Origin of the sequence: Leptolyngbya sp. Heron Island J, from assembly GCF_000482245.1 — a bacterium.
Taxonomy (GTDB): Bacteria; Cyanobacteriota; Cyanobacteriia; order Phormidesmidales; family Phormidesmidaceae; genus Leptothoe.
The window spans coordinates 122,769-142,947 of the sequence record NZ_AWNH01000070.1; the positions used below are offsets into that span (position 1 = coordinate 122,769).

At 48.2% G+C, this 20,179-nt stretch carries 15 protein-coding genes; 11 read left to right on the plus strand and 4 right to left on the minus strand.

Annotation, left to right across the window (positions count from 1 at the left end):
- The first annotated feature begins 25 nt into the window (after positions 1-25).
- Positions 26-529 carry a hypothetical protein gene (locus tag N836_RS59050; RefSeq protein WP_023074250.1) on the plus strand — a complete coding sequence of 168 codons (504 nt, stop codon included), beginning with the start codon at positions 26-28 and terminating at the stop codon, positions 527-529.
- An 88-nt stretch (positions 530-617) separates the two neighbouring features.
- Here the strand turns inward: N836_RS59050 and N836_RS59055 are convergent, their stop codons facing one another.
- Positions 618-1,388, minus strand: coding sequence for a 6-phosphogluconolactonase (locus N836_RS59055; protein WP_031293351.1), 771 nt, complete (start codon positions 1,386-1,388; stop codon positions 618-620).
- 196 nt (positions 1,389-1,584) lie between these two features.
- Between N836_RS59055 and N836_RS59060 the strand changes: the two genes are divergently transcribed.
- The 4 genes from N836_RS59060 (at position 1,585) to N836_RS59070 (ending at position 11,149) form a co-directional block, all read left to right on the plus strand.
- Positions 1,585-4,374: a UPF0182 family membrane protein gene (locus tag N836_RS59060; protein WP_023074252.1), complete on the plus strand. Its 2,790-nt coding sequence runs from the start codon at positions 1,585-1,587 to the stop codon at positions 4,372-4,374.
- Between the two features lie 377 nt (positions 4,375-4,751).
- A complete protein-coding gene (locus N836_RS73585) occupies positions 4,752-6,719 on the plus strand; it encodes a sensor histidine kinase (RefSeq protein ID WP_023074253.1) in 1,968 nt (655 codons plus the stop codon).
- A gap of 1,060 nt (positions 6,720-7,779) precedes the next feature.
- Positions 7,780-9,156 carry an ABC transporter substrate-binding protein gene (locus N836_RS59065; RefSeq protein WP_023074254.1) on the plus strand — a complete coding sequence of 459 codons (1,377 nt, stop codon included), beginning with the start codon at positions 7,780-7,782 and terminating at the stop codon, positions 9,154-9,156.
- Between the two features lie 115 nt (positions 9,157-9,271).
- A complete protein-coding gene (locus tag N836_RS59070) occupies positions 9,272-11,149 on the plus strand; it encodes a sensor histidine kinase (RefSeq protein WP_023074255.1) in 1,878 nt (625 codons plus the stop codon).
- Here N836_RS59070 and N836_RS59075 read toward each other — a convergent pair.
- The 3 genes from N836_RS59075 to dusB all read right to left on the minus strand — a co-directional run bounded on the left by N836_RS59075 (position 11,124) and on the right by dusB (position 15,140).
- Positions 11,124-12,410: a glycosyltransferase family 4 protein gene (locus N836_RS59075; protein WP_023074256.1), complete on the minus strand. Its 1,287-nt coding sequence runs from the start codon at positions 12,408-12,410 to the stop codon at positions 11,124-11,126. The two genes, N836_RS59070 and N836_RS59075, sit on opposite strands and share 26 nt — an antisense overlap.
- A 936-nt stretch (positions 12,411-13,346) precedes the next feature.
- Positions 13,347-13,994 (minus strand): DUF3318 domain-containing protein, encoded by a 648-nt coding sequence (locus tag N836_RS59085; protein ID WP_031293357.1) that lies wholly within the window; start codon positions 13,992-13,994, stop codon positions 13,347-13,349.
- A gap of 36 nt (positions 13,995-14,030) precedes the next feature.
- The gene (gene dusB, locus N836_RS59090; RefSeq protein ID WP_023074259.1) at positions 14,031-15,140 is read right to left on the minus strand and encodes a tRNA dihydrouridine synthase DusB; all 1,110 of its coding nucleotides are present in this window, start codon (positions 15,138-15,140) and stop codon (positions 14,031-14,033) included.
- Positions 15,141-15,294: 154 nt separating this feature from the next.
- On the opposite strand from dusB, the gene N836_RS59095 reads away from it, so the two are divergent.
- From N836_RS59095 to N836_RS59120, 6 genes are all read left to right on the plus strand, one after another.
- Complete coding sequence (locus tag N836_RS59095) at positions 15,295-16,179, plus strand: DMT family transporter (protein WP_023074260.1); 885 nt, start codon at positions 15,295-15,297, stop codon at positions 16,177-16,179.
- A gap of 103 nt (positions 16,180-16,282) precedes the next feature.
- Positions 16,283-16,567 carry an ArsR/SmtB family transcription factor gene (locus tag N836_RS59100; protein ID WP_023074261.1) on the plus strand — a complete coding sequence of 95 codons (285 nt, stop codon included), beginning with the start codon at positions 16,283-16,285 and terminating at the stop codon, positions 16,565-16,567.
- An 80-nt stretch (positions 16,568-16,647) separates the two neighbouring features.
- The gene (locus N836_RS59105) at positions 16,648-17,502 is read left to right on the plus strand and encodes a phosphate ABC transporter substrate-binding protein (RefSeq protein WP_023074262.1); all 855 of its coding nucleotides are present in this window, start codon (positions 16,648-16,650) and stop codon (positions 17,500-17,502) included.
- Positions 17,477-18,388 (plus strand): phosphate ABC transporter permease subunit PstC, encoded by a 912-nt coding sequence (gene pstC / locus N836_RS59110; protein WP_152532207.1) that lies wholly within the window; start codon positions 17,477-17,479, stop codon positions 18,386-18,388. Before N836_RS59105 ends, pstC begins: the two co-directional genes overlap by 26 nt.
- 10 nt (positions 18,389-18,398) lie before the next feature.
- On the plus strand, positions 18,399-19,244 hold the full coding sequence (gene pstA / locus N836_RS59115) for a phosphate ABC transporter permease PstA (RefSeq protein ID WP_031293360.1): 846 nt from the start codon (positions 18,399-18,401) through the stop codon (positions 19,242-19,244).
- Positions 19,245-19,369: 125 nt separating this feature from the next.
- Positions 19,370-20,179, plus strand: coding sequence for a phosphate ABC transporter ATP-binding protein (locus N836_RS59120; RefSeq protein ID WP_023074265.1), 810 nt, complete (start codon positions 19,370-19,372; stop codon positions 20,177-20,179).

The following is a 20,179-nucleotide window of genomic DNA, read 5'->3' on the forward strand; positions in this document are numbered from 1 at the left end:
CCTCGTTACTAGTTGGTTCAATCGGATGTTTTTGATTAATGACCCCATTCCCTGGAATCGGGTTGGGTCGTCTCAGTATGATAGTCAGCTCCGGCTGTGGAAAAGATTACTCCAGTCTGTATATAGGGCGCTGAGTATGATTTTTGGATTTGGCTGGGGGCAGTATGTGACAGCGGGTCACGCCCCTGTGAGGGATTATCTGCCGTTAGAAGTTTTACCTGATTATTATCTCAACTCCGATAGCGCAAAACGGCTCTGGCAAGACTGGCGGGTTTTAAGACGGTTGTTTGTCCGCCGCGATCACAGCCGCGATCTACTACTGCAAGGGCAGTCTGGCTGGTTGCCTATCCATGGTATGTGTATCCATCAACAGTTACTCACCATTACCACCGACGAAGGGGAGAAGGTGCTTAATCTAGAGGAGCCGGTTGTTTGGCTAAGTCGTGCGAACCCCGCCAACACACAAATTAGACGAGAACCCGTTTGGCTAGCTGCAGAACAGCCCCATAGTCTGTTATGTCCCGCTTAGAGACTAGCTGATAGCAACCAGAACCCAGGAGTCAGGCTATGGGGGGCAACGCTCTCCGATGTCCTGGCTCTTGATGATTTGAGAATAATTAGAAGAATTGACAGGCAGATTCATCTGTAAAGAGACTATTGTTGCCATTGCTATCAAGCCTTAAAACAGAGGCAGGACAGGCTGTAGACGGAGGTATTGTCAGTAGGGTCTTAAGAATATCAGCTTTGTGATATCCGGTCACACAACAGAGATTATAGCGGGCGTTGCGAATGGCCTTGAGGCTTAGGGTGATGGCATGGGTGGGTACATCCCTAAGCTGCGAAAAATGTTGAGAAGTCAGCTGTTGTTGGCGATTGATGGTGTCTAAACGGACTAGTTTTACCCAGCGAGGATCGTCAAAGTTGGCCACAGCTGGATCGTTAAAAGCTAGATGGCCATTAATGCCAACACCTAGTAAACAGATATCAATTGCATCTTGAGTCAGAAGATAGGTGTAGCGATCGCACTCGGCAATAGGTTCTAACGCATTGCCATTGAGATAGTTAAATGTTCGAAACGGTAGCCACTGAGCAATTTGATTGTGTAGGTAGGCATTAAAACTAGCTGGATGCTCACGGCTCAGGCCTAAAAACTCATCCAGGTGAAAACCGATTACCCGCGACCAGTCCACAGTAGAGTCCTGACGCAGGTGTCTCAATAACCCAAGCTGCGATTGTCCGGTTGCAAAGACAATGGTGGCAGTGGACTGCTGTTGGAGGATACGGTTTAACCGCTTAACTACACTTTGGCTCGCTGCCTGGGCCAGGGTGTCAGGTCCAGAATAAACTTGCACGTTGAGGGCATCAACCTTAAAGGTCCGAGTTGGCATCTGCTTCATAACGCAACGCCATAAAAGTTAAAGCTTGATCGTAAAGCAAGCTGGGACAGAGGTTAGTTTCTTGTGACTACTTAAAATAAATCCTGGGGGTCGTGAGCGTGCGCTAAGCTTTTTAGGTTCGAGGAATCAACGGTTTAACCGTTGCTCTACTCCTCGCTTTTTTAAGCGTTATCTGACAGGCTGCAGCATGAGTTCAAAGTGGTTATGGTTAATTTTTGGAGGCGTGATTGCTATCGTCTTCTCCGGTACCCTGGTCCACTTAACTACAGAGGTTTGGTGGTTTGATGCGATTGGCTTTTCAGATGTGTTATGGACGCGCTGGCGCTGGCAGATTGCGATCGCACTTTTAGCCTTTGCCAGCTGGTGGGGACTCCTATTCCTTAACTTTGCCATTGCCCAACACATCACCCGGGAGCGCCCCCTGCGGGTTGTGCAAAATCCTCAGTGGGAACCCTACTTACCCGGAATGATCCGCTATGGTAGCCTCGGTCTGATTACCCTACTGGCACTGTCTGCAGCCATCAACGCCGCTGAGGCCTGGCAAGAGGTCTTAAAATTTCTACATCCGGTTGACTTTGGAGCCCAAGATCCACTGTATGGCCGCGAGATTAGCTTTTATATTTTCCAACTGCCCCTATTTGAGAATGTTCATCGTGCCACCATCGAGCTGCTTCTCTGGAGTCTCGTCCTGACTGCCTGTGTCTATGGGATCAAAGGAGAAATTCGTCCAGAACGGGGCTGGAAGTACTTTCTGACTGGAGAAGTCAAAACCCATTTTTGTGTTTTGCTGGCCGCATTAGCCACCATTTTTGCCCTGGGTTTTTGGCTGGCTCGCTATGAGCTGCTTTATTCCCCAACTGGTGTGGTGTTTGGAGCTGGCTATACCGATGTCAATGCTCGAATGCAAGCCTACGGCATTATGGGATTTATTACCCTAGCCATTGGGATTTTATTTCTCGCCTCCCTATGGCGTAGTGGTTTTTTGTTGCCTTTAACAGCCATTAGCCTCTATGCCGCCATCTTCGTTCTAATTACAGGACTGTACCCATGGGCTCAGCAAAAATTTGTTGTTGAACCCAATGAGTTGCAAAAAGAAGCCCCTTATATTGCCGATAACATTGAGCTGACCCGGCTAGCCTATGGCCTTAATGATGTTCAGCAACAATCTTTTGAGGTTAAAAATCAGCTGGATGCCACCCAATTAGAACGCAACCATGCCACCATCGACAACATTCGTCTATGGGACTATCGACCCTTGCAAAGCACCTATGGGAGTCTGCAAACCCTACGGCCCTACTACCGCTTTCAGGATGTCGATATTGATCGCTACACCTTCGACGATGACTATCGCCAGGTGATGTTATCTCCTCGCGAGTTAGTTGATGATGCTCTGCCCGCCCAGGCGCAAACTTGGGTCAATCAACATTTGATTTATACCCATGGCTATGGTTTAGCCATGAGCCCGGTTAATAAAGTCACTGAAGACGGTCTACCCGAACTGTTTATTAAAGACCTGCCGCCCAAAAGTTCTGTTGATCTAACCATTGAGCAGCCTCGTATTTATTATGGTGAGGCTACCGATCGCTATATTCTGACTGGTACAGCTCAAGCTGAGTTTGACTATCCCCTGGGCAATGACAACGCCCAGTACAACTACACCGGTCCGGGGGGGGTGCCCATTGGCTCCTTCCTGCGACGACTAGTCTATGCCTACAATTTGGGTGATTGGCAGTTGCTGTTCTCCAATTCCTTAGGAGAAAACTCACGTATTCACTACCATCGACTGATTCAACAGCGAATTCGTCAGCTGGCTCCGTTTCTTTCCCTTGATAGTGATCCCTATCTGGCAGTGATTGATGGGCGGCTCAAGTGGATTGTCGATGCCTACACCTTAAGCGATCGCTATCCCTACTCTGAACCTTTGATCCGTAGCGAAGGCATCCAGGACGTGCTCCAGGGTACGGCGATGCAGCGCATTGTTAGGAGAGGCACCAACTATATTCGCAATCCAGTCAAGGCCGTCGTCGATGCCTATGATGGTACTGTCAAGCTCTATGTTGTAGACACCACTGATCCAATTCTTACCTCCTTCCAACAGATCTTTCCCACACTTTTTGAACTCCCAGAAAATATACCTGCTGATCTTTGGGCCCACTTCCGCTACCCCCAAATGTTGTTTAAGATCCAGGCTCAAATTTATCGGGCTTACCATATGGATCGACCAGATGTGTTTTATAACCAGGAAGATCTCTGGGATTTTCCAACTCAGATTACCCGAGAAGAAAGCCCTGAGATCCTGGAGCCCTACTACGTGATTATGAAACTGCCCGAGGGTAAGGCTGAGGAGTTTATGCTGATTGTGCCCTTTACCCCTGTTGGCAAAAATAACATGGTGGCCTGGATGGCGGCTCGCTGTGATGGCGATAACTACGGTAAGCTGCTGGTGTATGAGTTCTCCAGACAGGCGCTGCTATACGGACCGCGTCAAATTGATTCTCGTATCGATCAAGATACTGAAATTTCTCAACAGTTAACCCTCTGGAATCAAGAAGGCTCAGAGGTGTTTCGGGGAGATTTACTGGTGTTGCCCATCGAGGAATCCCTGCTCTATGTCAAACCTGTTTACCTGCAGGCCCGCAGTCAGGACAGTAATAGCAACGCGATTCCAGAACTAAAGCGAGTGATTGTTGCCTATAAAGACTCGATCGTAATGGAGCAGACGTTAGAGGATAGCTTAACGAAGCTCTTTGGTCAGCGTCGTTCGGCTGTGGCTGTACCTGCACCTGGGCCTGCTACCTCTACGTCACCGAGCGACACACCATCCCCCACGGCAGCTCAACAGGCCCTGCTCCAGGCGGCTCTTGATGCCTATACTCAGGGACAGCAGGCATTACAAAACGGCGACTGGCAAGCCTATGGAGAGGCGCAAACGCGCCTAGGCAGACTGCTTGATCAACTGACTCAAACTGCGCAATAGGCATACCCCAACAAATTTTCATACTGTTTCTTGACATGGGCTCCTGACGACCCTTGAGATCGTCTGGAAAGTTATGCGGGAACGACCGACCGTCATATCGGGACGGTCGGAAGAATGAGGCTGGAGGAATGAGGAAAATGCTTGAAGTAGCCAATTTCAGGACTCTAACGTGTCCTAACTAACCCACCTGCTATAGCGATCCGGAAATGCCTTATCCAATTGGATGATTAGTATTTCTGGCGTTGCTGATCCAAACTATGACTTGCTCTTAAAGATGTCGCCGTATGGCGTTTCTAATCGAGCGGTTCATCCTCTAAATCAGCAATGACATAGTTCCTAGCGCAAGACACTCATCCACTCCATAAGGGAAGCTAAGCGTGAAAATTAGATCTAAAAGCCTGCTGCTACGGCTCATTACTCCCCTATCGCTACTGTCTGTTGCGACGGTGTTGACTATTTCTGTCAGCACCTATTTTTCGGCGCGAGAAACCCTCAAACAATCGCTTTATGATCGCTTGAGTGTGGCAGCAACGCTTAAGGAAGAAGAGCTCAATCAGTGGTTTGAGTATCATCGCAACGATATTTTACTACTGGCTCGCTTACCCGAGGTTCAGGCCCAAACCGAATTGCTGCTGTCTGGTTCAACCCCTCAGGATGCTGAGTCAGCTGACCTACCCACCCCAGAAGTGAAACAGGCAGCTCGTGACCAGCTGGCCTCCTACCTTCGCAATATCATTACGTTTAAGCCTGATTTGGCTGAAGTTTCCGTTTTGACCGATGGGGGGCTGGTTCTATTTTCAACGAATGAGCAGTTAGAGAATACTACTCAGTCCCTGGAGCGCAACACCACTTATTTTGCCGATGGGTCTGATAATATTACCCCTATTCCCTATATCTCGCCGACCACGGGTACCACTGCGATTACACTGGCAACACCGATTTTGGATGCGGCTAAAAATCGGATTGGGGTGCTGTTGGTAACCCTAGATTTACAGGATGTGGATGCTCTGATCCAGGAACGCACCGGCCTAGGAGAGACGGGAACGACCTATCTTGTCGGTCAAATTGGAGAACAAAAGACATTTATTGCCTCTGATAAAGACCAAGATTCAACGGGGGACATTAGCAGCTTTGCTATTGATGCGGCTATTGCTGGGGAGAGTGGAGCGGGTCTCTATCAAAACTATGCAGGAAAGTCGGTGATTGGGGTTTATCGCTGGTTAGATGACCAAAGCCTGGCTCTCCTGGCTGAAATTAATCAGTTTGAGGCGTTTGCCCCAGCCCGTGCCCTGGCTAGAAATATTTTGTTGATTGGCTTTGTAGCGACAGGGTTACTGTTGTCAGGCATTTATTTCTTATCTCGCCGGATTACCCAGCCGCTGACAGAAATCACTCGCGCCGCTATTCAATTACAGAGCGGTCAGCTAGATCAATCGTTAGCGGTGAATAGCCAGGACGAAATTGGGGTGCTGGCTCAGACGTTTAACCATATGGCCCAGCAGTTAAAACAATCTTTTGCAATCTTGGAAAGCACGAATCAAGAATTGGAGGTGCGGGTTAAGGAGCGGACGATTGAGCTAGAGTCAGCCAAAGAAGCTGCAGAATCTGCCACTCGAACTAAAAGTGCGTTTTTAGCCAACATGAGTCATGAGTTGCGTACACCCCTGAATAGCATCATTGGCTATAGCGAAATTCTTGAGGAAGATATGGAGCTGATTGGTGAGCATAGTTTAGTTCCTGATCTAAGAAAGATACAGGGCTCTAGTAAGCATTTATTGAATCTAATTAACAGTGTGCTGGAGCTATCAAAAATTGAAGCAGGACGGATGGAGCTGCAGCTGGAATCCATCAATGTGCTGGCACTAGCGCAGGATGTACTAACAGCTGTACAGGCAGAGGCGGAGAAGAAATCTAACAAAATTATTCTCAATAACCTCACTACAATAGAGGCGATTGACACTGACCCCGATAAGCTGCGCCAATGTCTTTTGCACTTGCTCAATAATGCGAATAAGTTTACTGAACGGGGGCAGATTACCCTCACGATGAAAACACCGCAGTACCAGGATGAGAACTATCTTGAGTTTACGGTGGAGGATACGGGGATTGGCATCGCTCCAGATCAGTTAGACCATGTTTTTGAGGCCTTTACTCAGGCAGATGATTCTTCAACTCGTCTCTATGATGGCTCTGGTTTAGGGTTAACTATCACCCGTGAGTTTGTGTATATGCTCGGAGGTGTGATTACTGCTCAAAATGGTCGGGAGCAGGGGGCGGTGTTTACGATGCGGATTCCACAGGTAATTCCTGGAGCTAAACGTCAGTTAGCGATGGCTAAGGTCTAAGGGGTGCGATCGCATTACTAGTACTCTGTGGCGTAAGTTTGCCCACTATCCAATGTGGATGGGGGGATGGGTGAATGAGTGGATGGGGGGATGGGTGAATGAGTGGATTGGGGGATGAAATAGCTGCCAAATTTCTGCCATTCGGTACTAGCTAGACGTCCACTCGTTAATTTTCATAGCCTTAATTTATCGATTTAAGAACTCTTTATTTAATTCTCCTGAGTATTACTGGTAGGCTTGAACATTGAGATCAAAACTGGTGAATTTACATAGCCTATGGTGTTAACTATCACTTAAAGACAGCTATGCATCCATGATCTCTATTACTGGATTTTCTTATTTATAAAAGATTCAGAACCCTCTGGTATGTTTTCCGAGGAATCTTGTGACGATGCTAACAATACAGCTCTATGTATCGATAACTATTCAACCAACTATTAAGATATAGACAACTAAAAATAATTTTCCTTTGAGGCCCGGGTTTGGACTTGCTGTAAATATCAAACAGGTATATATATGACTTATCTTAAGCGGGTGCTTTAACGGTAATATTCAATACCAGACGGATTCCATTTATAGAAGCGATTAAACTGTCTTGCTGATTTCTCGAATGTGGGTTTTCTAAGGCTTTGAAAGAACTGCTGTTCAAGTTTGAAAAATGGGAGGAATTTAGAGGTCTAATTAGTATCTTAGATGCTTTTTATATAGTCTCTGGGGCTTTCACCTCAGTAGTTGCATCATTGATTGACTACAGTTTCGGTATTGCATCAGCAAATCATGACGGAACCTGAAAGCAGCCTGTTGGATGAGTTTAAGCTTCGTATTAAGATACTCCGGGTGCATATAGATAAATCAGGATGAAGGGTGTTGAGATATCGATGATAATTGTCCAAATAGGGGCTTTTGAATCAAATTTTAGATCTTGATTGATTGGTTTAGTGATTAAGCTACTCATAAATTCGAAGAATTATCCCTCCATTTCTGAATACAGATTTTTTAGTCATTAATTAAACAATGGTGCCGTTGAGGTGTTGTTGTTCTAATTGGAGATATTGTATTTATGAAGCGGCGTAAATTTACACAGTTATCATTGTGCGGTCTAGGTGGTTTAGCCATTAGCTGTGCCAGCGAACAACAGCCAGCCAATACCATCAAGGCTACTTCTGGAGATACCCTAAAAATATGGTGGCAGGAAGGGTTTTATCCAGAAGAAATTGATGCACTTAAGCAAATTATTGAGCAGTGGAAAGCTCAAAGCCAGGTAGATGTTGAATTAAGTGTTATTCCACAAAAAGATATTTTGGCAGCCCTTGAGCGGGCTTTGGCTACCAATACTGATGATATTCCAGATATATTTTATTCTGGCTCAGCTGACCTCACAACTATTCCTCGTTTAGCCTGGAATGGTGAACTGGTGGATGTTTCAGACGTAATTCAATCGGTTGAAAACTACTATACGACTGATGTATTAAGCGGCGTTAACTACCAAAATAAGACGGCAGGTACCCGTAGCTTCTATGCAGTGCCCCTGATGCAATCAGCTATCCATATTCACTACTGGGAAGACCTATTAATCAATGCCATTGGAGAACGTCGCGCTACCATTCCCAAAGATTGGCAGGGTTTCTGGGATTTCTGGCAATCCGCCCACACCCGTCTGCAAGCGAGTCAGGGTGCTGAGATCTACAGCGTTGGTATGCCCATGTCGCTGAGTTTAGATACCTACAATAATTTTGAACAGTTTCTAGAAGCCCATAGCGTTTCAGTCCTCGATGAAGCCGGTAATTTTGCCATCACAGAGACTAATCGAGCTGCCTTGGTTGATGCGATCGCAGACTATGCACGTTTTTATCTGAATGGTACTGTTCCGCCTGACTCAGTCGACTGGGATAATACCGGCAATAATGTATCCCTATTAAGTCGCAAGAGTTTGATGACGGTCAATCATACCTTGTCAGCGCCAGGGTCTCAGCGTAGCGATAGCGAGACATACTACAAAAAACTATCTACAGTGGAATGGCCCAGTAAACCTGACGGTCGGCCGATGCGCTATGTGATTGAAATTAAACAGGCTGTTCTTTTAGCCCAATCAACCCAACAGACAGCTGCCAAAGATTTTCTAACATTTCTAGCGCAGCCGAATAACTTATCTGCTTATACCAAGGGGGCGCAGGGACGCTATTTACCAGTTATGCCTGATCTCTTTGAGGATGGGTTCTGGCAGGAACAGCAAGATACCCACATTTCTGTGGCAGTAAAACAGCTGCAAAATACCCGCCCCGCCTATCAAGTGTTAAATCCTGCCTATGGTGAGGTCGCTGCTCAAAATGTTTGGGGACAGATCATGAACAAAATTGCGACGGGTGAACTAGATAGTAACGCCGCTGCAGATGAAGCGATCGCAACTATTCAGACTATATTTGACGACTGGCAATAGTTGCATAACCGGGTGCGGCGATCAATTATTAATTTTATCTAATATTACAAGCGTGAAAACTCGACAAAAAAGTCTGTTAAGGCGGCTAATTACACCGCTATCATTATTATCAGCTATGACGGTGCTAACGATTTCAGTCAGCACCTATTTTTCAGCACGAGAAACGATTAAACAATCTCTGTTTGATCGCCTCAGCGTGGCCGCTACCCTGAAAGAACAAGAAATTGCTCAGTGGTTCAAAACTCAACGACGAGATATGTTGCTCTTGGCGCGGTTGCCAGAAGTCAAGGCACAAACAGCGGCACTTGCCGATGACACGATGAAACAAGATGCCTATGAAACCCTATCCGTTTACTTGAAAGATATTATCTCAGCCAAACCTAATTTGGCCGAGGTCTCGATTCTGACAGAGGGGGGAATTGTCTTATTTTCCACTAACAAAGAGCTAGAGCAAACATATCAACCCTTGGGGGCAACCACTACTTATTTTACAAACTCCGCTGAGAAAATTGTGCCAACGCTCTATATCTCTCCGGTGACTGGGAGAACGGCAATTACATTTGCTACACCGATCTTAGATCAAAACAAAAATCGCGTTGGTGTCCTCTCGGTGACCTTAGATTTACAAGATGTAGATTCACTGATTCGAGAACGCACAGGGTTGGGGGATACGGGCAACACCTATCTGGTTGGTCAGTTAGAGCGTCGCAACACGTTTATTGCTTCGGGTAAAGACAACAAAGCACCAGAAGACCTGCATAGCTTTGCGATTGATGCAGCAACGGCTGGCCAGAATGGTTCAGGGCTGTATCAAAACTATGCGGATGAGCCTGTCATTGGGGTTTATCGTTGGCTTGATGGCCAAAGTTTGGCACTGCTAGCTGAAATTAATCAAAAAGAAGCCTTTGCCCCGGCTCGTGCCCTGGCTAGAAATATTCTGCTAATTGGTACGGTGGCGACCGGGTTATTATTGTCGGGGATTTATCTGTTATCCCGGCGGATCACCCAGCCGATTGCAGCGATTACAGCCGCCGCCATGCAACTCGAAAGTGGGCAGCTAGAGCAGTCTATCTCGATCGTCAGCGACGATGAAATCGGTTTTCTGGCTCGTACATTTAACCGGATGGCCCAGCAGCTACAGGAATCGATTGCCGCTCTGGAAAACAGTAATCAAGAACTAGAGTCTCGGGTCAAAGAACGCACCGCTGAACTGGAAGAAGCCAAAGAAGCAGCGGAATCGGCTACCCTCACAAAAAGTACATTTTTGGCCAATATGAGCCATGAGCTGCGTACACCCCTCAATAGCATTATTGGCTACAGCGAAATTTTACAGGAAGAAGCTGAATTGAGCGGGGATGCCAGTATGATTCCTGATTTGCGTAAGATTCAGGGATCTAGCAAGCACTTGTTAAATCTCATCAACAGTATTCTTGATCTATCCAAAATTGAAGCGGGTCGGATGGAGCTGTATCTAGAACCGATCAATATTGCTGAGCTAGCTCAGGATGTGATTAGCACCATTCAACCAGTGGCGAGTGCCAAGTTTAATCAGGTGGTTCTCAAAAATGAAAGTACCATTGATGTGATTGAGAGTGACCTGGGTAAGCTCCGTCAATGTCTGTTGAATTTGCTGAGTAATGCTAATAAATTTACTGAGGAGGGTCAGCTCACCCTAGGGATTAAAACAATCCATTATCAGGCTGCAGACTACTTTGAATTTACCGTGGCTGATACGGGGATTGGTATGGAGAAGAATCAGTTGAATAAAGTCTTTGAAGCCTTTACCCAAGCAGATACGTCCTCGACCCGCCGCTATGGGGGCACAGGATTAGGATTAACCATCACCCGTGAATTTGTGCGCATGCTAGGGGGAACAATTTCGGCTCAAAGTGAGGTGGGCAAGGGCTCCACGTTTATCATCTTGCTCCCACACGGTGTTCCTAGCATGCAACCTCAACTGGAGACCGCTATGGCTTCAGCGAAATGTTCTTAGGCTGTAGGGTGGAGGGAATCGGGGTAGCAGTAGCTTTATTGACTAAACTCGCTAATAAGGATTCGTAGGCCTCAAGGGATTGTTCAAAGGAATAATTTGCGATCGCAAAACTACGCCCTCGTTTCCCCAGCTGCTGCCGCCGCTCAGGATCGTTGTACAGTTCCTGAATAGCTCTGGCCAGCGCTTTTGGTTTTTCAGGCTCAATCACTAAACCACCACCGCTGTCTTGCACCGCCTGGGCTGCGGCCCCACCTTCGGGTACAGAAGCCACAATCGGACGACCACTTGCCAAAAGCACCATTGTCTTAGATGGCATATTAAAGCCAACAACGCTAGCTTTCTGCATAATCAAAGAAATATCGGCTGCTGCCAGCATCGTCGGCAGCTCTTTACGCGGCGTAAAGGGTAAAAGAGTGACATTGTTCACCCCCAGCTCATCACGCAGATTTCGCAGATCCCCCAGCTGCCGCTCTTCACCCACAATCACAAACTCAATATTAGTGATATGACGCAGCGCATCAGCCGCATGGATAATGGTTCTTACCCCCTGTGTACGAGCAATGTTTCCCGAGTAGAGGACGACAAACTTATCCTGCAAACCATGGGTCTGCCGAAACGAGTTATCGTCCTTGGGCAAAGGACAAATAAAGTTGGTATCAACCCAGTTGCAAATCCGCTTAATCTTTTTAGCAGGTACCCCTTTACTAATCAGGTTTCTAGAAAAGCTATCGGTAATGACTCCAATGCGGGTAGCACTGGCATAGGCAAATTTTTCAAGTCCCTCAAAGATCCGAATAGCGACCCGATTACTAATCAGCCCTGTGCGTACAGCCGCCTCTGGCAAAATATCCTGGAGGCTAAGCACTGTTGGACATCCATAAACTAGCTTTAACAAAGCTACGGGAATACAGGCCGGCAACGATGGACTCGTAAACAGAATAACGTCTGGTCGCCATCCTTTCAGAGCATGGAAAAAACTCAGTAAGGCAAAGCTACCATCTAGTAATATGCGGGTAATAACACCAGGGTTCGGATGGATGGCAACATAGCAGCGCTGGATCTTGACCCCGTTACGTTCTTCTTCACAGTAGAGCTGACCGCGATAATCAGGGTAGATCTTACGCTGGGGATAATTCGGCATTGCCGTCACTACCCGTACCTCATGCCCTTTAGTAACTAGCCCCTCCGCCAACTCAGTCATGAGGGGGGCAATACCAATGGGTTCAGGATGGTAATTGTACGAATAAATAAGTATACGCATGAGAATCGCTCTGACTACTGATGTCGCAGTGAATAAATTAGCAACTAGCGCGAGCAGGGCCAGAAATTTATGTAGACCAGAGCATGAAGCTCAAGAGATGCCTTCAAACTCCAATAATATGGTTCTACAATCAGCCCAACTTGTCTTTCGCAAATACGGCAATTTACATGGCGTATTTCTGAAGATGCAAGTACCTATTTAGAGGGTTCCCTTAACAGCTTTCCAACAATCTAAAGATCTTGTCTGGCGACTTCTGGCTGAGGTAACCATGAAGATCTAGGGAAAAACTGTTTAGTACCAGCACTTGTCAACAGAAACCAGCTCGCTCTCCAAACCAAACGTAGTGACTTAAGCTGTTGTAAATCAGAGTGTTGGAACTACCGTAAACAGTAGCAAATTCAACGCTGACAGCTGAAAAACCAACTGTTTTGAAGCAACCAACTTCTCTATGGCCACATACACTAAACCCCTGCAAACGTTCTATGTTGTTAGCTTAAACAAGCGACTTAACTGACCCCATAGCAGCTATCTTTTTCTCTAACCGTACTACCTATTTTTCAGGAAACTCTCTTAGTCAGACGGTTTACCATCAGACTTTTAGATGTGGCACATCAGTGCGGGGACAACAACCACGTTACATGGTAGGACTTTGAAGACTGCGAACAAGCGAGATAGGCAAATCTTTATGATATTCAGGCGAAACTATGTGAAGAAATAGACGAATTCTTCACATAGTTATGCGGATATTCCTGAATTAATACGTCTTAATCTAGTTGAAGACAACTTTTCGTGATTCGTATACACAGATATTTCAGCCGGTTCTGTGTGAATACCGACTGTTTAACCTGTGCTTTATAAAGGATTGATAAAATTCAACCTTGGTCACACCTGGAACCTCAGCTATCAAAAGACTCCAGGCGTAGGTTTAGAACAGCTTTAGTAGGCCCGTGAGGTATCGCGGTCTGAGCGAATGCGATCTTTGGCGCGATTAGCACTACGTTTTAATGCTTCCAGACGCTTGACATAGCGATCGCGCTGCTTTTTCTTAGGCGTCTGCTCAATTAACGTTTTAAGAGCGCTACCAAGACTCTTATAGGCATTGGGCAGGGAATAGCCAAAACGAGTAGCCAAAGCAATGGCTTTTTCATCGGCGTCCATTGCTTCTTTCAGGGTTTTTTCGGCGTTATTGCGCTTATAGAGCCGCCAGCCGGAAATGCCACACAGTCCTAGAGCTAATAGTAGCAACAGACCATCCTGCACCCAGAGTTCGCCCACAGCACCACCAAGACCGATGGCTAACGCCGCCATTTCCCATCCATCCCGAGGGATCGTATCGTTTTGTACCCGAGCCACTTCGTGCCAAAACAGCAGGTTACGCTGATCGATGGCCAGCTGTTCCCACTTGGGTAGATCAATTTGAACTTCGACTTGATCTTTACCCAGTTCCTCAGAGGTGATCAGCGGTGGGCCGACGTCCATGGCCGGTTCTACCGTAACCCAGCTTTGCAGTTCTGGCGGTAACAAACTACGTAAACGGCGCAGTTCGCCCATATCTGCTCTGGAACTGTAAGTGGCGTATGACATGCTGATGATTGACCCGAAAACGCTGCTTGAAAATGCTTATACTATAGCGGTCTTTCGGTGGCTATGGTGGCAACGTTCTGGCGAGATTACCGTAATGGCGTCGTCTAATAATCCACACCCGGCTTCAACCGATTCGATCCGGCAGAGCTGATCCCGGAGTTCGGCGGCTCCGTCAAAACCCTTGGCGTACCAGGCCATATGCTTGCGGGCCTGGCGAATACCGCTTTTTCCCTTGTACTCAGCCAGCATAATCAAATGTTCTTGGGCACAGCGCAGCCGTTCAACCACCGTAGGCGGCTGGCGATACTCACCAGTTTTAAGAAAGTGATCGATTTCTCCGACTAAAAATGGATAGCCCAGGGTGCCACGGGAGCACATGACGCCATCGGCCTGGGTTTGTTCTAGGCATGCGATCGCAGCCTCCACCGAAAAAATATCTCCATTGGCAATCACCGGAATGGATAACGCCTGCTTGACTTTGGCAATCCAGTCCCAGTCAGCGGTGCCGTTGTATCCTTGGGAACGGGTACGACCATGGAGGGTGAGCATCTGGGCACCAGCCGCTTCCAACCGGCGAGCAAAGTCGACTGCATTAATGTCATCTTCCGACCAGCCGATCCGAGTCTTGGCTGTAACCGGCACTGATACCGCCGTACTCACCGTTTCCACAATTCGGGCTGCGGTATCCGGGTCACGCAGCAGCGATGATCCCCCTCCATTTTTGGTGATTTTATTCACCGGGCAACCCATGTTGATATCAATGGTGTCAGCCCCTTGATCTACGGCTTTTTTCGCCGCTTCTGCTAGAAATTCAGGACGTCGATCAAATAGCTGAATGCTAATGGGCCGCTCATCGGGATCAACCTCCATGACCTTGGGCAACTTGTGCACGTGGTGCAGTTCTGCCGCACTCACCATTTCCGTGTACATCATTGACTCAGGGGCATAGCGGCGCACCAGGCGACGAAACACCAGATCGGTCACGCCAGATAGCGGCGACTGTAGCACCCGGCTATGGACCTCGACGGTGCCAATTTTGAGAGGAGTGGCCAGACGGGATTTTAAAGCAGGGGATAGGGCGTGGGGATTGGAGATCGAGGAGTGCGGATCTTGGGTGGTTTGGTGGAGATTGAGAGCGACTGACATGGAGGTTTGGCTGAACGCCGAAAGGGGAGAAGTTCTTTCAACAGCTTACGCTTCTCTAGGATGCCACTAATCTCATCGCGCAACTCAAAACCCGTGCTTCAGAACTCCTGTAGGATGCCACTAACTTAATATTCAAATTAAAAACCGGGTAAAGATGTTTCAAGGGGAAATTGCGGCGCTCAGTGCGGCGGCGCTATGGGCATTTGCAACGCTGATGTTTGGTCGATTGGGTAAACAGCTATCGCCACTGGTGCTGAACCTGATTAAGGGCAGTATGGCCATTGGGTTTATTGTGCTGACCCTGGTGGTGCGGCAACAGCTGCTGGCGTCGTTACCCATGGAGTCAGTCGGGCTCCTACTGGTTAGCGGTGTGGTGGGCATTGGTCTAGGAGATACGGCCTACTTTGCCACCGTCAATGCCTTGGGGGCTCGCCGTGCCCTGCTATTGGAAATGTTGGCCCCATTGATGTCAGCTGTGATGGCTCTGGTCTTTTTGCAAGAGCGGCTTTCAGCTATTGCCTGGCTCGGTATGGCACTGACCCTGGTGGGCATTGTCTGGGTGGTGAGTGAACGCAGTCCTCAGCTAAACGCGGGGCCTGCGTCTGCCAGGGGGATCATCCTGGGGGTGATGGCGGCCCTGGGCCAGGCCATTGGCAGTGTTTTATCGCGGGCAGCACTGGCGGATACAACGGTGGACCCGCTGTGGAGCAGCTTACTAAGACTGGTGGCCGGATTGGTTTGTATCGGGGGGCTATGTCTGTGGCGCAGGCGATCGCAACCCTTAATCTCCAAACAAGTGGTTTCAGCTCGATTGCTTGGGGGTGTTGCGATCGCGGCCTTTTTTGGTACTTATCTCGCCATCTGGCTACAGCAAGTTGCCCTCAAATATTCCCCTACTGGTATCGCCCAGTCACTGCTGGCGACCAGCCCGATTATGGTGCTGCCGATGGCTCTGGTGATTGGCGAACGGATTACCTTGCGAGCTATCTGTGGAGCCATGGTTGCCTTAGTTGGTGTTTGGTTGTTGTTTAGCCGTTGAGGGGGGCTGATCTCAATTACCCCTAACCCTTCGTTAACCTATATGAATCATATTTCATATGAATCTCAGTTCATTCTAAGCTGTCTCTGTCAATCTCAAGGTCATGGATCAGGTCACTTGCGTCGATAAGCTCAAGATTTTGGCCGACACCACAAGGCTAGGCATATTACAGAAGTTACTGCGCTTGGGGCCTCAATCCGTAGGTGCTCTAATGGTGGCTTTAGATGTAGAGCAAACGCTTTTATCCCATCATTTACGCGTATTACGAAAGGCTAAATTTGTAATCCCTGAAAGAATGGGTAAGCAAGTGTTCTATCGGCTAGCACCCGACCTATTGATTGAGCAAAACAGCCTCAACCTGGATTGTTGTGTTTTATCGTTTCGGTAATGTGTGAGGGGATACTCCCCTGACCGTTAGGCTCGACCACAGTGTCCTGATCCATACCCTCTTACAAGGACATCAGGTCTATGGTGCAAACGCTTTATTGGCAAAGGTTAGGGGTCATTGCTTTAGCATTGGCGGGGCTATCAGCTTGTTCACCATCATCCCCAGATTCTGCTAGTGGTGAACTGCAAGGAAAAGTGATTCTAACCGGATCGAGTACGGTCGCTCCCCTGGCGTCTGAATTGGGCAAACGCTTTGAACAGCAGCATCCTGAGGTGCGCGTGGATGTGCAGACAGGCGGTTCCTCACGGGGATTAGCGGATGCTCGCAGCGGCCAGGCGGATATTGGCATGATGTCACGGGATTTAGCCGCCGATGAAACGGATGTGGTGGCCTATGCGGTTGCCCAAGATGGGGTGGCCATGATTGTCCATGCGGATAATCCGGTGACGGAGTTGAGTCCTGACCAGCTTGTCGATATTTACACGGGTGACATTACCGAATGGTCGGCTGTAGGCGGTAATGATACAGCGATCAGTGTGGTCAATAAGGCTGAAGGGCGTTCCACCTTGGAAGTTTTTCTCAAACACTTCGACTTAGAAAATAGCGATATCCAAGCCCAGGTGATCATTGGTGACAATGAGCAAGGCATCAAAACGGTCACTGGAAATCCTAGTGCCATCGGCTATGTATCCATTGGCGCAGCGGAAAACAGCATTGCTCGGGGGGAACCGTTAAAGCTGTTGCCGCTAGAGGGCATAAACCCGAGTACAGCATCGGTACAGGATGGCTCATTTCCGTTATCACGCACGCTTAACTTTGTGACGAGTGGTGAGCCAGAAACGCTGACAAAGGCATTTATTGATTTTGCTCAGTCTTTTGAGGTGCATGACATTGTGGAGCAGCAGAATTTTGTCCCTATTGATTTCTATCAATAAAAAGAATTTGTCGGGGCAGGTAGACTCATCATTAGCTCTTAGACAGGCTCAGCGCAATGACTGGCTTTTGCTAACTGGCCTGCGGTTGTTGGCCAGTCTGACCGCAATGGTCGGTGTCTTAATTACTGTGTTTGTGTTTAGAGAAGCGTTGCCTGCCCTGCAATCTATTGGCGTGCTGCGATTCTTTCGCGATCAGGCCTGGTATCCCTTGGAAGGGCAGTTTAACCTGGTGCCGATTTTGTTGGGAACTGTGTTGCTGGCATTGGGAGGAATTGCGATCGCAATTCCCCTCGGGTTACTCTCCGCTCTCTTTTGCCAGTTTTACGCTCCCAAACTGCTGGCCTCTGCCTATCAGCGACTTTTGGAATTACTCGCCGGCATCCCCTCAGTAGTCTATGGCTTCTGGGGTTTAGTTGTCCTCGTGCCAAAGATTAATCAGATCCATCCGCCCGGACAAAGTTTGTTGGCAGGAATTTTGATTCTGAGTCTGATGATCTTGCCGACAGTGGCACTGCTCTCAAAAACCAGCCTGGGAGAGGTACCTGACGATTACTTAAAGGGGGCTGAGGCCTTGAGTTTGTCACGGTGGACAACGCTGACTCGAATTGTTTTACCAACAGCCCGTTCCGGTTTGTTCACAGCAGTCGTTTTGGCCACAGGTCGGGCGTTAGGCGAAACAATGGCAGTGCTGATGGTCTGCGGCAACGTAGTCCAAATTCCAAAGTCTGTTTTTGATCCGGTGCGTTCTTTAGCCGCTAATATCGCTCTGGAAATGGCCTACGCCACGGCGGATCACCGTGCAGTGTTGTTTGTCAGTGGTTTGGTGTTACTCGGGCTGATTGGATTATTGGTGATGATTGCAGCTGTTTTAGGGGCCGATGAATAAGGACAACGTTATGGTATCTAAAGCAATCTCTAAAAAGTGGCCCGATCGACTGCTGAGTTGGGCGACTTGGGCCACAGCCAGCGGTATTACCGCTATTTTTCTATGGATTGTGCTCTCGATTGTCGGGCAAGGCTTAGGACAGCTGTCTTTAAATTTTCTCTTGTCTGAGCCCATCAATGCGGGGCGAGAGGGAGGAATTGCCCCAATTCTGGTATCTACTCTGTTGATTTTGGGAGTGTGTTTGGTGATTGCCCTACCTCTAGGACTTGCCACGGCACTGCTGCTCTCAGAGTTTACTGTGAGTGATCAACGTCTGGGGAGCTGGGTCCGGCGCAGTCTAGATTTTTTGGCCGGGGTCCCATCAATTGTGTTTGGGTTATTTGGCAGTGTGTTTTTTTCGCAGGTACTGGGGTTAGGGTTTTCAATCCTGTCTGGGGGCTTGACCCTGGCGTGTATGGTGTTGCCACTGTTGATTCGAGCGACGGAGGAGGGATTGCGATCTCAACCCGCCAGCTATCGACAGGGAGCCGCGGCCCTGGGGCTTTCCAAAACCACCACACTGTTCAAAATTCTCTTGCCTGCGGCCCTACCGGGACTCATGGTTGGTGTTGTCTTGTCTATGGGACGGGCTTTAGCAGAAACTGCCGCCCTAATCTTCACTAGTGGCTATGTTGACCGATTTCCAGAATCACTTTTGGATTCAGGGCGGGTCTTGTCAATTCATATTTTTGACCTGTCGATGAATGTGCCGGGTGGAGATGGGAATGCGGCAGCATCTGCATTGGTGTTGTTGGGATTATTGCTTGGGTTAAATGGCTTGGCAGCGTTGATTACGTTGCGTTGGTCGGCCAGGTAAGGGGTAAGTTATGGCAATGTTTAGATGAAAGACTATCTCAACTCACAAGATTACGCCTCAAGCACCTGATCACGTGTTAATTTTCTGCTGATTTTGACATCACTGCGATTATTTTCTTTTCACTCATGCTTTCTTACCATCCATATACCGATTCTAATTCTGTTGAGACGTCCTGCCTCTTAGACGTTCAACAGCTAACACTGCGCTATGGACGTCACATCGCCTTTGAGGATATTTCTCTGCCGATTTATTCAGGACAAATTACGGCGATTGTGGGACCCTCGGGCTGCGGGAAGAGTAGTTTCTTGAGCTGTTTAAATCGGATGAGTGATCTAGTACCCGATTGTTATGTGGAGGGACAAATTCTGCTGGGAGATATGGATATTCTGCACCTGGCTACAGATACCCTATCGCTACGTCGTCGGGTGGGGATGATTTTTCAGCGCCCTAATCCTTTTCCCCTCAGTATTTGGGAAAATCTGGCCCTACCGTTACGAGAGCATGGGATCACCCCGCGTCATCAACTAGCAGAGACGATTGAAACCGTGTTACGGGATGTAGGTCTTTGGTCAGAGGTTAAGGATCGTCTCCGCCAGTCGGCTTTAGCCTTATCCGGTGGACAGCAGCAGCGACTGTGTATTGCCCGAGCCCTGGTACTACAGCCAGAGGTATTACTGCTGGATGAGCCCTGCAGTGCCCTGGACCCGATTGCCAGTGGCATTGTTGAGGACTTAATTGTGCGGTTGCGTCCTCGTTATACTCAGGTGGTCATCACCCATAATTTGGCTCAGGCCAGCCGCATCGCTGATCAGATGGGTATGTTTTGGGTTCAAAATGGCGTGGGACAACTAATTGAATTTGGCAGCACCCAGCAGATGTTTGCAGCCCCCACCCATGAGCTGACTGCAGCTTACGTCAGCGGTGGGAAGGGTTAA